General features: G+C 66.8%; 8 protein-coding genes and 1 riboswitch. Of the genes, 5 read left to right on the forward strand and 3 right to left on the reverse strand.

Annotation, left to right across the window (positions count from 1 at the left end):
- The first annotated feature begins 310 nt into the window (after positions 1 to 310).
- The 4 genes from LC490_RS16740 (at position 311) to LC490_RS16755 (ending at position 9,254) form a co-directional block, all read left to right on the forward strand.
- A complete protein-coding gene (locus LC490_RS16740) occupies positions 311 to 2,467 on the forward strand; it encodes a hypothetical protein (RefSeq protein ID WP_031371145.1) in 2,157 nt (718 codons plus the stop codon).
- A gap of 94 nt (positions 2,468 to 2,561) precedes the next feature.
- The gene (locus tag LC490_RS16745; protein WP_223620927.1) at positions 2,562 to 4,841 is read left to right on the forward strand and encodes a hypothetical protein; all 2,280 of its coding nucleotides are present in this window, start codon (positions 2,562 to 2,564) and stop codon (positions 4,839 to 4,841) included.
- Positions 4,842 to 5,104: 263 nt separating this feature from the next.
- Positions 5,105 to 8,287, forward strand: coding sequence for a hypothetical protein (locus LC490_RS16750; protein ID WP_223620928.1), 3,183 nt, complete (start codon positions 5,105 to 5,107; stop codon positions 8,285 to 8,287).
- Position 8,288: 1 nt separating this feature from the next.
- Complete coding sequence (locus LC490_RS16755) at positions 8,289 to 9,254, forward strand: hypothetical protein (protein WP_223620929.1); 966 nt, start codon at positions 8,289 to 8,291, stop codon at positions 9,252 to 9,254.
- Positions 9,255 to 9,356: 102 nt separating this feature from the next.
- Here LC490_RS16755 and btuB read toward each other — a convergent pair whose 3' ends face one another.
- From btuB to LC490_RS16770, 3 genes are all read right to left on the reverse strand, one after another.
- Positions 9,357 to 11,219 (reverse strand): TonB-dependent vitamin B12 receptor, encoded by a 1,863-nt coding sequence (btuB, locus tag LC490_RS16760; RefSeq protein ID WP_223620930.1) that lies wholly within the window; start codon positions 11,217 to 11,219, stop codon positions 9,357 to 9,359.
- Between the two features lie 120 nt (positions 11,220 to 11,339).
- A riboswitch (cobalamin riboswitch) is annotated at positions 11,340 to 11,587 on the reverse strand.
- Between the two features lie 80 nt (positions 11,588 to 11,667).
- On the reverse strand, positions 11,668 to 12,081 hold the full coding sequence (locus LC490_RS16765; RefSeq protein ID WP_223620931.1) for a TfoX/Sxy family protein: 414 nt from the start codon (positions 12,079 to 12,081) through the stop codon (positions 11,668 to 11,670).
- The gene (locus LC490_RS16770) at positions 12,078 to 12,560 is read right to left on the reverse strand and encodes a GAF domain-containing protein (RefSeq protein ID WP_031371151.1); all 483 of its coding nucleotides are present in this window, start codon (positions 12,558 to 12,560) and stop codon (positions 12,078 to 12,080) included. Before LC490_RS16770 ends, LC490_RS16765 begins: the two co-directional genes overlap by 4 nt.
- 70 nt (positions 12,561 to 12,630) lie before the next feature.
- Here LC490_RS16770 and bioD point away from each other — a divergent pair, with 70 nt between their 5' ends.
- A complete protein-coding gene (gene bioD / locus LC490_RS16775) occupies positions 12,631 to 13,362 on the forward strand; it encodes a dethiobiotin synthase (protein ID WP_223620932.1) in 732 nt (243 codons plus the stop codon).
- Positions 13,363 to 13,365: the final 3 nt, after the last annotated feature.

The raw sequence follows: 13,365 nt of genomic DNA on the forward strand, positions 1-13,365 counted from the left end.
AACGACGAGAGCCGCGCGCGATGTCGAATCGCGTCGATGCCCTTCGCCTTCGATACACCGATTCGCGCCCGCAAGCGCGCATCGATGGGGGCGCGTGCGCGCTCGAAACGTCGCTGAAAACAGTTGGAAAAAAGTGTGATCGTTGTCCGGTGCGAAGCGTCGTCGGCGTTTGAATCATTCGTACCGAACTACGTTGCGTCGCGAAGCACGGTCGTGACATCGCACGGAAAGGGCACGCAGGACAGTCGCGGAACAGGCAGGCGCGCAACAGGAACGCGCGCATTTCAGACATCGGATAAGGAGCAGGTCCATGCTTAAGATCGACAACGTAGATACGCTTCACGACCATGTGGTCTATGGCGACGACGCCAACGACTTCACCTATTACATCATGCCGAACGCGCCGAACTTCGCGAAGATGGCCAGCGGCGGTCTGGCGCTGCGCTTCGTCGAGTACGGCCAGATCCGCGAGGACGGGGGCAAGAAGTTCGGCGGTTTCATCGCCTTCGACACCGAGCTGTCGGTTCCCGCCGACGTGCAGACCAAGATCGCCGCCGAGCTGCAGAAGAAGCTCGCCGAGAAGTACAAGGGCAAGACGCCACCCAAGGTGGCGATCGCGCCGGTGACCTGGACCGACGGCACCGTCGAGCTGCTGCTGACCGAGGGCGGCGCCCTGGTCGAGAAGATCCGCGGCGCCGGCAAGCCTTCGATCTACGGCAAGAACGTGGCCTCGTTCATGGTCGAGCTGTCTGAGCTGGGCACGGCGATTTTCAAGGAAACCCTGAGCACCGGTTCGGCTTCGGCGGTGCAGGTCGTCTACAAGATGAACCTATACATGCGACTGCCGGAAATGAAAGCCTGGGGCACCTGGAACGCCTCGGAGTTCTACAGTTTCGTACAGACCATCGACACCGAAGACAACTGGTACAGCGAGGACAGCTACACCGAGGCGGTCAGCTCCAGCCGCTGGAAGAACGATGTCACCAAGAGCCACTTCGAGTTCGTGCAGGCGCCGAACCTCAGTGCAGAGGACAACGCCAAGCTCGAGGCCGACATCCGCGCGATCATCAACAAGCAACTGGAAGCGGCGGTGCAGCGCAACCTGCTCAAGGAAATCGCCGAGGTCGACCCGAACACCAAGGAGCTGCAGGAAGGCCAGGACATCGAGGACATCCGTCGCAGCATCAACAAGACCCAGATGGCCAACGTGCGGGTGGAGTGGAGCGAGGCCAAGGCGGTCATCGTCAACCGCAACCCGCAGGGCATGTTGCCGACCATCACCTCGCTCAAGGACGACAAGAACAAGCCGCTGAAGTGGGAGGACTACTACTCCAAGATCAACCTGGACGAGTTCCTCAAGACCGTGCAGGTGGTGATGCGGGTCAACGCAGACTTCGCCAACCTGCCGATCCACAGCGTCGAGGTCAAGATCCGCTACCCCTATGGCCCGAACAAGAAGGTGCAGGAATTCGTCTTCACCAAGCCCGACGACGTGGCCAAGTTCGAGGCCTTCGTGCACGAGGGTAAGCGCGACTTCACTTATCAGGTGACGGTCAACTACAAGGGCGCGACGTTCAAGCAGGTGTCGGAGGAGATCAAGACCGACGACACCAACCTGACCATCAACGTCGACGACCTCGGCGTGCTCGCGCTCGACATCGGCCCCGGCGATATCGACTTCGCCCAGGTGCCGCGCACTCAGGTCACGGTGCGCTACAAGGGCGGCAAGCAGCCGGTCGAAGCCAAGTTCAACATGACCAAGGACACGCCGACCTTCCAGCTGCGCAAGATCATTGGTGCGCCGCGCACCAACGACATCGACCTGGAGTTCCTGTACACGCTCGCCGACGGCCGCCAGGTCAAGAAGACGGCGAAGCAGCAGGCCAAGGAGCTGTACGTCGACGACCCGTTCTCGGCATCGAAGACCATCAGCTTCCGCGCCGCCGGCGATCTGGCCGGGGAAATCGCTTCGATCACCGTCGATGCCAGCTATACCGATACCGTCAACAAGTACGCGCAGAAGAGCATCGTCACGTTGTCGAGCGAGATGACTTCGTTCGACTGGACCTTCCCGGTCGTCGACGAAGCCCTGGGCGAGGTCAAGTACTCGGTCACCACCTTGTTCGCCGACGGCACCAGCAAGGAAGAGGCCGAAAAGGTCGCGACGCGCTCGACCATCCTGGTCGGCAAGAAGCTCGAAGCGCTGGAAGTGGCGGTGGTGCCGGACTTGCTCAATTGGGATGAGCTGAAGATGGTCAGCGTGGCCTTGTCGCACGGGCCCAAGCGCATCGACCTGCGCTTCAAGCCCGGCGACGAGGAGAAGAGCTGGAAGTTGCCGCTCAACGACGGCGACGCGCCGGAGTACAAGGCCACGGTCACCTACTTCCTCAGCGACGGCAAACGCAAGGTGGTGGGCCCGGAGACCAAGACCGACCTGACGGTCTTCCTCGAGCTTCCGGCCGCCTGATCGCACGCAGCCCGGCCACACGCTGGCCGGGCCCTGCGACGGCCGACGCGTCACCCGAACGTTCCATCACGCCTGACTCGGAAGGAGTCCGATCATGCTTCTCCTCGACAGCCGCACTCGCGAGATCAACGGCATCTCGGTCTTCCCCGACCATGCCGATCCCGAGCAGTGGTACTACATGCCGACCACGCCGCACCTGACCACGGTGCGCGACAACACCCTCGGCATGGACGTGCCGCAGTTTCTCCTGATCGGTTTCCGCGGCGACGCGGGCACCGGCGGGTTCCTCAATTTCGACTGCAACATCGGCGCCAGCCAGAAACAGCTCGACGATCTCGCCCGCGAGATCGCCAACAGCGAGAACCTGCGCAACAAGCCGCGCATCGCGCCGGTGCCGCTGGAAGACGGCACGGTGAAGCTGCTGATGCTGGGCAAGGCCAGCGGCGACGTCGCGCCCACGCCCGGCGCCGGCCCGCAGTTCGTGCTCAAGATCGACCAGTCGGCGAAACCGGCCCTGTACGGCTCCAACCAGGCCGCGTTCTCGGTGCGCCTGGACCAGGACGGCTACACGGTCATGGGGCAGTGCCTGGAAGGCGAGATCCTGCCGGTGGCGGTGATCTACTCGTTGGATTTCCTCGGCCTGCGCCCGGCCTACAACATCAGCCTGAAGGTCGATTGGGAGCGGGTCCAGAAGCACATGGACGAAAGCTTCTCCGGCGGCAACATGTTCTTCTCCACCGAGATCGGCAAGGCGGTCGACGAATTGGTCGATAACCGCGCGATCGTGCTGGAGGCCGACACCTTCGTCGCCGAGGGCGACGACACCCGCGGCATCATCGACCGCCGCGACGCCGCCCTGGCACAGGTGCGCAACATGATCACCGACGCCTTCTTCCAGGTCAGCCTGCCGCCGTGGACGCCGGAGAAGAAATCCGACTTCGAGCGCGGCCTGGATGCGATCGGCAAGTTCGCCGCGCAGTCTTCGGCCCAGGCAGCCGGCGGGCCGATCGGCGCGCTGATGCCGAGCTTCAGCTACAAGCGCATGGACTACAAGCGCGTCGACAAGAAGAAGCTCAACGTCAACTTCTCCGAACGCGTCGCGATCAAGCGTTCGATCTATCCGCAGGGCCATCTGGCGGCCTTGTTCAAGACCATCCGCGAGGGCAGCGTGCCGCGCGAGCGCCTGGTCAAGCAGATCAGTCTGGACAACGACTTCTTCAAGAAGCGCAGGGTCAAGGTGATTTCGCGCGCCGACCTGGCCGCCGACGACATCGGCAGCATCAACGTGCGCGTGCGTTATGGCGACAAGCCTATGAACGCCTTGCTCGGCGCGAACGTCGGCGAGGCCAGTTTCGAGTGGCTGAGCCAGCTCGAACGCGGCTCGATGAAACGCGACGTGCAGGTCGAGTACGAAGTCAGCTTCAAGGGCGTGGACGCGGCCGAACGGCCGACCAAGCTCAAGTCCAAGCCGCAGATCTACGACGTCGAGAACATCGAGATCATCCCGCGCGACCTGTACACGATCAACACCGTGCCGGTGCTGGCCGAGAACTTCCCGTGGGAGCGCTACAGCTCGATCGATGTGTTCCTGCGCTACCGCGACCCGGCCAACAAGATCAACCAGAGCGACCTGGTGCGGCTGACCAAGGATGCCCCGGGCGGCAGCTGGAAGATGTTCATGCTCGACCCGGCCAAGGTCAACTACGAGGTGCGCACCGTGTTCCATGCCATCGCCGGCGGCGATGTGGTGCGCGACTGGACCACCCAGGACGAGCCGCAAGTAACGGTACGCAACCCGTTCCCGACCCGGCGCGTGGTGCAGGTGGTGCCGAACTTCAACTGGAGCGAGGTGCAGGAGGCCTTCGTCGACCTGCGTTACGTCGATCGCGCCAACGACCTGCTGGAGGAAAAGCAGATGTCGTTCCAGGAAGGCTCCGCCGCGCAGACCTTCGCCGTGGACCTGCGCAACCCCGAGGTCAAGGGCGTGTTCTACAGCGTCAGCATCCTCTACAAGGACGGCCGCGACATCGAGGAAATCCCCGAGTCGGTGACCAACGGCAACCGGGTGATGCTGAAGTCCGGCATGAAGGGCCGGCGCATCGTCACGGTCAAGCCGCCGGCCGATTTCGCCAAGCGCAAGATGCGCCGCACCAAGGTGTCGCTGCGTTTCGAGGACTTCGCCGGCGGCCTGTCGTTCGCCGAGGACTTCGAGTTCGACAGCGCCCAGGCCACCGGCGAGTTCGAGTACGACTACCTCGACCCGGCGCGCATGCGCTACGAGTACAAGGCCAGTTATCTGCTCGAAAACGGCACCAACAAGACCACCAACTGGGCCGCGACCGACGCGACCGATCTGGTGTTGAAGATGCCTTGAGGTTCGCGGTGGCTGTCCGTCCCCGCGGAGGCGGGGATCCGGTGGCGATGGAGTCGTTGGATTCGATCTCTATGCATGTCCGCTCGTCGCGGCGCGCCCGAGGTCGGCGACGACTTCGCGGTCTCGGGCTGCGGCGCGCAGCGAACGCGCCAGGTCGCCGCACCGCCGCGGGTTACGCCCCGCGGCGGTGAGGTCCCCACGTACAAGGATCGTTCCGCCGCGCGCATGCCGCCGCGAGGAACTCTCGAATTCTGGAGTTCGTCATGCTCAGCCTCGAAAAGCCGATCACCGTCGACGGCATTACCGTGTTCCGCGATCACGCCGACAAGAACCAATTCTGGGTCTTACCGGGTCCGCCGCAGTTGGCCGTGCGCGCGGCCGACAAGCGCAAGGAATTCAGTTTCCTCAAGTACCGCGTCGCCGACGCCACCGCGGCCGACAAAGGCGGCGGTTTCGTGATGTTCGTGACCACCCTGCAGCTGTCGCCGCAGATGGAATCGAAGATCATGGGCCGGCTCAATTCCGAACCCGGCGTGTCGCCGCCGGTGCGCCTGACCACCGCGACCTTCGAGGAAGGCTCGGTGCAGTGCATCGCCTTGAACGTGCAGGGCAGCGGCGGCACCTCGGCGCAACCTGCAGCGCCCGGCACCTTCAACGCGGTCGAGCACATCCTCGGCGCATCGGTGCCGTCGATGGACGCGGCCAACCGCGCTGCCTTCAGCCTCAGCCTGTCGGCCGAGGGCGCGACGATACTGGAGCAGGCGCTCAGCGACGGCATGACCCCGATCGGGGTGATCTACGACCTCAAGTACCTGGCGATGCGGCCGGCCTTGCGGGTCACCATCACCGCCGACTTCGAGCGCATCTTCAATCATTTCAGCGCCAGCCTCGAAGGCCAATACGCCTGGTTCAAGGCCGGCATCGACGCGGCGTTCGAGTCGCTGGTGCAGAACGGCGTCATCGACATCCAGGTCGAAGCCTTCACCGACGCCGAAGACCGCCGCGACCAGGAAAAGTGGGCGCTGGATTTCTTCAAGGACGATCTGCTGAGCAAGTGGTTCGAGCCGACCCTGACTCCGGGGCAATTGGCGACCGATGCGGCGCGTGCCGGCCCGGGCACGGGAACCGGCAGCAATACCGGTGGCACCGGCGGCACGGGTGGCGGTACCGGCGGCACTGGCGGTGGTACGGGAGGAACCGGTGGAGGCACCGGTGGCACCGGCGGCGGTACAGGAGGTACCGGCGGGGGAGGAACCGGTGGCGGTACGGGCGGCACTGGTGGCGGCACTGGCGGTACGGGCGGCGGAACGGGTGGAACCGGCGGCGGCACCGGTGGTTCAGGTGGCGGCACCGGAGGAACCGGAGGTACAGGCGGCACTGGCGGTGGTACGGGCGGTGGTACGGGTGGTACCGCGCCCGGTGGCGGCTTCAACGGCACCAGCGGCACTACGACCGGCACCGGCGGCGGCACCGGCGGCACAGCGCCGACCGCGCCGCAGATCCAGCCGGCCGCGCTCGCGGTCGAATTGCAGGAACCCACGCCCTTGCCCGCGGGACAGTCGGTCACCCACACGCCGGCCGCGAACGGCTTAGCCGAAACCATCACCGTGACCGGCGCCGGCGCGGTGGTGAAAGTCGAGAGCCAAGTGGTGACGCCGGATGCGCAGGGGCGCATCTCCGTCACCGTCAATCCCGACTCGAGCAAACTCATCGAAGTCGAATGGCCGGCGGCGACGCAGGAGCAGACCTTCGGCCTGTTCTTCGACTTCGACAAGCCGGCCGCTGCCGGCTGGCGGCTCAATCCGCCGTCGCAGCAATACCGCGCCTATGTGGAAAACACCACGACCGATCCGCGCTACCGCGATGCTTCCGGCACCTTGCGCATCGAGGGCGACGGCAACTGGAGCGGCCCCGAACGCGGCGCCGCACGCCTGGAGGCCTGGGTGCGCAGCCTGCCCGCGCCGCGTAACGTGCGTCTGGAAGCGTACGCCAGCCACGAGCACGTGAGCGGCGCGAACGAAACGCAGCGCAATGCGCACAACCAGGCGCTGTCGCAGCGGCGGCTGGAAGTCGCTGCCGCGGTGGTGCGCCGCGGCGGCGGCAACTTCACCATCACCCCGGCCAACGCGCACGGCGACAGCCCGGCCAGCGGACGTCCGGGCTCGCATTCGGCGATGGGCGGCGACCCGGACAATCGCGTCGTCCATGTCATCGGCCGGGTCGCCGGCACCACGCCGAGCCGCTGGCGCGGACGTCTGGCCCGGCCGGCTTCGATCACGCCACAACCGCAACCGCAGCCCCAGCCGCAACCGCAACCCCAGCCTCAGCCTCAGCCGCAACCGCAACCGCAACCGACGGTGCCGACGCCGCCGACCGCGATGAGCCTGTCGCTGAAGCTCAAGTTCGTGCGCCAGGAAGAGCGCAAGAAACTGACCCTGCGCTACAACCGCGCTGAGGCCACGCGCCGCACGTATGCCCCGCAAGGCTTCTTCGGCTTGATGCTCGGCGATCTCAGCGACAAGTCGAAGTACTTCAAGGAAATCGACCTCGACGATCCGTTCTTCCGCCAGTTCGCGGTCGAAGCCAGCATGCCGATCGCGTTCGAGCCGATCAATTTGTTGTCGGCGCAGGTGGCGCTGGATTACGGCGACAAGAGCAAGCCGCGCGATCACAAGCATGCCGACTTCGTGTTCGGGCCGGGCGAAACCGGGGTCAAGCGCTTCGAGGTGTTCATGAACGCCACGCGCGACATCGACTACGACGCGTCGTATCAGTACCACTTCGACCCGCAGTCCGACTGGGCCGCCGACCGAACCTCGTACACGATCCCGGCCGCCTCGACCGAAGACCGGACCATGTTCGTGAACCCCTACGAGCACGTCGAGTTCCGCCATATCGAAGCGATCCCGGGCGATATCGACTGGGACGTGGTCGACTCGATCGACGTCAAGCTGCAGGCGCGCGGTTACTCGCAGCCCGAGCCGAAGACCACCTTGAAGCTGACCAAGGAGTCCGGCCCCAAGACCTGGCGCCTGCGCGGCGCCAAGCCAGGCCCGGCCAACCGCGGCGTGACCTATCAGCTGGTGCAGCGGCGCAAGGGCGTGGCCAATCCGGACCCGGCGACGCCGCCGGTCGAGCTCGACGTGCCGCAGCTGATCGTCCACGACAGCTTCGAGGATGCCTTGCAGCTCGAGTTCATCCCGGTGTTCGACCCGGCGATGGTCAAGCGCGTCTATATCGACGTGAAGTACGAGGACGGCGCCTACAAGCGCAACGAACGCATCGAGATGGCCGGCAGCCAGACCGACCCGGTCAAGCTGCGCATCGCCCTGAAGAACAAGGACCTGCGCAATTATCGGCGGCGCTTCACCTTCGTCGGCATGCAAGGACAGTTCGATCAGCGCGCCTGGGTCGCCGAGACCGAAGAACTGGTCGCGGTGCAGTGACATGCGCAGCGATACCGTCATCGACACGCGCGGCGATACCGGAGCGGCCTGGCTCGCGCCGTTGCAGCAAAGCCTCGGTGCCGACATCGCCGGCCCGGTCGCCGCCACCTTGCGGCGACTCGGCACGGTGCTGCCGGCGCAGGCCGCCGCCGCCGCTGGCCTGCTGGGCGGCGTACTCGCGCCGCTCGGCCGTTCGGTCTGGCCGGAAGTGGCCGGCAGTTTCAGCAGCCTGACCAATACCGGCATGCCGGTCGAATTCTCCTGGAGCTCGCGCGAGCCGGTGGTGCGGTGGGCGACCGAAGTCGCCGCGCCGGAAGTGGCCGATCGCGAGCGGCTCCTGCTTGCGGCACAGGCCTTGGATTGGCAAGGCGATTTGGGACCTTGGCTGGACCTGCAGCGCGAAGGTGCGATGAGCTTCGGGGCGTGGGCGGCGGCGCGCCATGGAGAAGGCACGGCGACCAAGCTCTACGTCGACCTGCCCGATGGGCGTTTACCCGCGGCCTGGCGCGACAAGCATGTGTTGTTCCGTTCGAACCTGATGAGCTGGCGTCTGAGCGGAGTGAACTGCGACGGCAGCGTCGAGTTCTACGCGCGCGCACAGGAACTCGATTGGCGTGCCTTGCAAGGGATGGCAGGTGCGGTGCTCGGCGACAGCGCCGCGATGATGGCCATGCTTGCCCGGGTCGTGCCAGGTTCGGAGTTGCCGCGGCCGAGCGGTATCAGCCTGTCGTTCTCGGCCGACGGTTCGCCGCGTGCGTTGAGTTGGTTCGTCGTGGCCAAGGCGATGTTCCGCGACGATGCCGAAGTGACGGCCAAGCTGCGCAGTCTCGCCGACGGCGTGCCGGCGCAGCTTTACGAGGCCTTGGCGGCCGGGCCGGAGGACAGGCGCTGGCGCCACGGCATGATCGGCGTGGTCGCCGACATCGCCGGCCGCAGTTGGGTGCAATGCGGGCTGCGGCCGACCTGAGCCTGCGTTCGTCGGTCGTGGGTGTTTCTGCGCCAAAAACAAAAAGCCCGGCGATGCCGGGCTTTTTGTCGACGCTCGACGATCCGCAGATCGGTCGACCGCTCAGTTGACCGGTGCGTAGCGCAGGGTCAGGAACCACTCGCGGCCGGGCTGATTGAAGTACGAAGAGGTTTCGTACTCGCGGTCGAACACGTTGGCCACGCGCGCCTGCAGACTCAGCGCGGGGGTGATCGCGTACTCGGCGCGCAGGTCGAGGGTGCCGTAGCCGCCCAGGCGGGTGCTGTTGGCGACGTCGTCGTAGCGCGAACCCGAGCCGACCGCGGTCGCACCGAAGCGGAACTTGCCGAAGCTGCGGTCCAGGTCGATGCGGGCGCTGTGCTTGGCGCGGCGCGGCAGGTCGTTGCCGCGGTAGAAGCCGACGCGGTTCTCGGTGTCCAGGACGCTGGCGCTCGCCGCCAAGGTCCATTGCGCGAACGTGGTGTCGATGCCGATCTCGGCGCCGCGCATGCGCGCGCGGTCGATGTTGTTGGGCAGGTTGATCGACGAGTCGTAGGTAATCAGATCGTCGGCGCGGGTGTCGAAGCCGTCGATGCGGGCGTTGAAACGCTCGCCGCGATAGGCCAGGCCGAGCTCCCAGGTCTTGGACTCTTCCGGGCGCAGGGTCGCGTTGCCGAAGAACGGGTAATACAGCTCGTTGAAGGTCGGCGCCTTGAACGCGGTGCCGTAGCCGACGGTGACGCGCCAGCGCTCGGCGAAGTTCAGGCCCCAGGCCGCGCCGCCGGTGGTGTGGCCGCCGAACTGTTCGTTGTCGTCGCGGCGCAGGCTGGCCTCGAACGACTGCGCGCCGAAGCGGCCCTGGTACTGGACGAAGCCGGCCTTGTTGTCGCGCTCGCTTTCGTCGTACACGGTGTCGCTGTCGACGCGGTCGCGCAGCCAATCGAAGCCCGCGGTCAGCACGTGGCCTTCGGCCAGGGTGAAGTCGCCCTGCAAGGTCGCACTGTCGCGATCGGTCTTGAAGAACCCCATTGGCACTTCGCCGAGGAAATTATCCGAGCTGTCGACGTTGCGGCCGGCCAGCAACTGCAGGTGGATGGTTTCCGACGGACGCCATTGCAGCTTGCCGCCGATCACCTGCTGCACGGTCTCGGAGCGGTTGACGAAGCTGCCGTCGTAATCGTTCTCGCCTTCCGCGCGCAGCGCCTGGCCTTCGATGCTCCACTGTTCGTTGAACTCGAGGCCGCCGCGCAGCGACAGGGCGTGGTTTTCGTAACCGTCGCGGTCGGGCTCGTCGGTGAAGCAGCCGGCGAACACCGGGAAGCCGGCGCCGCGGCAGGCGTTGATGCCCTCGGTCTTGCGGAAGCTGTAGTCGGCGCCGAACCAGCCGCGCTCGCTGCGACCGCCGAAGCCGGTGCCGAATTCGAGGCTGTCGTTGCTGCCGCCGCCGACGTGCACGCGCGGGGCGAAGCCCTGCTTCTCGCGGCGGGTGAACACCTGGATCACGCCGCCAATGGCGTCGGCGCCGTACAGGCTCGAACGCGGGCCGCGCACGATCTCGATGCGGTCGATCAGTGCCAGCGGCAGGTCTTGCAGCGCGGCCAGGCCCGAGGTCGGCGAGCCGACGCGGATGCCGTCGACCAGCACCAACACGTGGTCGGACTCGCTGCCGCGCAGGAACAGGGTGGTGAGCTTGCCGGCGCCGCCCTGGTTGGAAATGCTGATGCCGGCGCGGCCGCGCAGCAGGTCGTTGAGGTCGCGCGCCTGGCTGCGCTGGATGGTCTCGCGGTCGAGCACGTCGACCGGGGTCAGGGTGTCGTTGACGCTGACCGCGGTGCGGTTGGCGGTGACCACCACCTCGTCGAGGTCGGTGGCGTCGCCGGCCGGAGCGGCGAGGGCGGCGGTGGGCAGCGCCAGCGCACAGGCGATGGCAAGCGACAGATTCAGGGCGTACGTGTTCGGGGCGGACATGGGTAAAGCTCCAGCGCGCGCACCCGGAGGCGCGCGACGACGACGGCGGAAGGCGGTTGCGAGGAGGCAGCGGGCCGTGCAGACAGCCGGATAGCAGCCGCCGCGACGCCCTCCGCATCGCAACCTGTGGCGCCTCAAGGCCGGTCTCCGGACTCGCAAGCGCAGCGCCGACGCGGGGTCGGGCTGCCGATCGCGGCGCCTTCCCGTGCCGAGCACAGTGGCGGTTGCCGCGATCTGTCTTGCTTACCGTTGCGGGGGCAGTGCCGGACTGGCGCCGATCCTCCCGCAGGAGAGGGCGCGTCACCGGCTTCCCGTTTCAACCCGGCGATGGAGAAAGCCGCCGGGTCACCTTGAAGCGGTGCGCAGTCTACGCGAAGCCGGCGCCCGGGGCCAAAGCCGCGGGCGGGCGGAGCGGCCGGCCGGAGGGGGCGCAGCGGCGCCGACGGGCTCAGTCGCGCCCGTCGTCCTCGTCGTGGCCGCCGGGGCGGTCGTCGTCGTCCAGGCCGTTGCCGTCCAGACCGCCGCCCTCGAATGCGTCGTGGCGTTCTTCGGCGTGCACGGTGGTGTGCACCGGCGCGGCGGCCGGCTTGTTGCGCGGCGGCGGCAGCAGCGCGGTCGCGGCTTCGGCGGCCTGGATCAGCTGTTGTCGGCGTTCGTCGCTGATCTCCTGCCAATGGCAGTCCAGCAGCGCGCCTTCGATCGCGTACAGCAGGTTGAGCGTCGGCTTGAAGCCGGCGCGCTTGACGCGCATGAAGGCCTCGACCGTGCCGATCGCGGAGATGTCCTCGTGCGTGCGCAGGCCGACCTGGCGCAGCCAGGCCGCGCTCTTGGGGCCGATGTTGCGCATCTTCGGCGCGGTCATGCCAGCGCCTCCACGTACACGCGCGCCAGCGCTTCCAGGCCGGCCTGGTCGTCGGCATCGAAACGGTCCGGAACCGGGCTGTCGAGGTCGAACACGCCGATCAGGGAATCGCCGTGGACCAGCGGCACCACCACTTCCGAACGCGAGGCGGCATCGCAGGCGATGTGGCCGGGGAAGGCGTGCACGTCGGCGACGCGTTGGGTCTGGCGGGTCGAGGCGGCCGCGCCGCACACGCCCTTGTCGAGCGGAATGCGCACGCACGCCGGCAAGCCCTGGAACGGGCCGACCACGAGTTCTTCGCCGTCGTAGAAATAGAAGCCGACCCAGTTGAGTTCCGGCAGGGCATGGCTGACCAACGCCGACAGGTTGGCGGCATTGGCGATACGGTCGCGTTCGCCGTCGAGCAAACCGCGCGCCTGGGCGAGCAGCTGCGCGTATTGCTCGGGCTTGTCGCCCGATAGTGCGGAGGTTTTAAACATCATCGGAGTGTAACAGCGGCATCCGCCGCCACTACCATGGTGGACTCCACGCCCCAGGGAAAAGCGCGAGATGAGTCACACCCAGCCCCCGGTGGAGGCCGGCTCCCGACCAACGGCCGCGTCCGCGGTGTTTCCGCGCGGCGTGTTCGTCACCGGCACCGACACCGGCATCGGCAAGTCGGTGGCCAGCGCGAGCTTGTTGCACGCCTTGCGCGCGCGCGGGCTGCGCGCGGTCGGCATGAAGCCGGTGGCGAGCGGTTGCGAACGCACGCCCGAGGGTTGGCGCAACGAGGACGCCTTGCTGTTGCAAGCGGCCAGTGCGCCGAGACCGCACTACGACGACGTCAATCCCTACGCCTTGCCGCAGCCGTTGGCGCCGGAACTCGCCGCCGCGCAGGCCGGCGTCGAGATCGCGCTCGCGACGATCCTCGCCGCGCATGCGCGCTTGGCGGCGCAGTCGGACACGGTGGTGGTCGAAGGCGTCGGCGGTTGGGCCGCGCCGATCAGCGCCACGCTCGACCAGATCGACCTGGTGCGCGCGCTGGACCTGCCGGTGGTGTTGGTGGTCGGCCTGCGCCTGGGCGCGATCAATCACGCGCGTTTGAGTGCGCGCGCGATCCAGGCCGACGGCGCCCGCCTGGTCGGCTGGATCGCCAACGACATCGACCCGCAGATGGCGCGCGCCGACGACAACTTCGAGATCCTGTGCCGGCGTCTGCCGGTGCCGTGCTGGGGGCGTCTGCCGTATCTCGCTTCGCCCGATCCGCAGGCCCTGGCGGGGCGCTTGCAGCCGTTGTCCTAGCGC

The sequence above is a fragment of the Lysobacter sp. ESA13C genome (genome assembly GCF_019970005.1).
Taxonomy (GTDB): domain Bacteria; phylum Pseudomonadota; class Gammaproteobacteria; order Xanthomonadales; family Xanthomonadaceae; genus Lysobacter; species Lysobacter antibioticus_B.

What these genes read in the sequence shown, in the direction of transcription:
- LC490_RS16770 (WP_031371151.1), bottom strand. Translation starts at nt 12,560, where the DNA reads ATGTTTAAAACCTCCGCACTATCGGGCGACAAGCCCGAGCAATACGCG.
- LC490_RS16750 (WP_223620928.1), top strand. Translation starts at nt 5,105, where the DNA reads ATGCTCAGCCTCGAAAAGCCGATCACCGTCGACGGCATTACCGTGTTC.
- LC490_RS16755 (WP_223620929.1), top strand. Translation starts at nt 8,289, where the DNA reads ATGCGCAGCGATACCGTCATCGACACGCGCGGCGATACCGGAGCGGCC.
- bioD (WP_223620932.1), top strand. Translation starts at nt 12,631, where the DNA reads ATGAGTCACACCCAGCCCCCGGTGGAGGCCGGCTCCCGACCAACGGCC.
- btuB (WP_223620930.1), bottom strand. Translation starts at nt 11,219, where the DNA reads ATGTCCGCCCCGAACACGTACGCCCTGAATCTGTCGCTTGCCATCGCC.
- LC490_RS16745 (WP_223620927.1), top strand. Translation starts at nt 2,562, where the DNA reads ATGCTTCTCCTCGACAGCCGCACTCGCGAGATCAACGGCATCTCGGTC.
- LC490_RS16765 (WP_223620931.1), bottom strand. Translation starts at nt 12,081, where the DNA reads ATGACCGCGCCGAAGATGCGCAACATCGGCCCCAAGAGCGCGGCCTGG.
- LC490_RS16740 (WP_031371145.1), top strand. Translation starts at nt 311, where the DNA reads ATGCTTAAGATCGACAACGTAGATACGCTTCACGACCATGTGGTCTAT.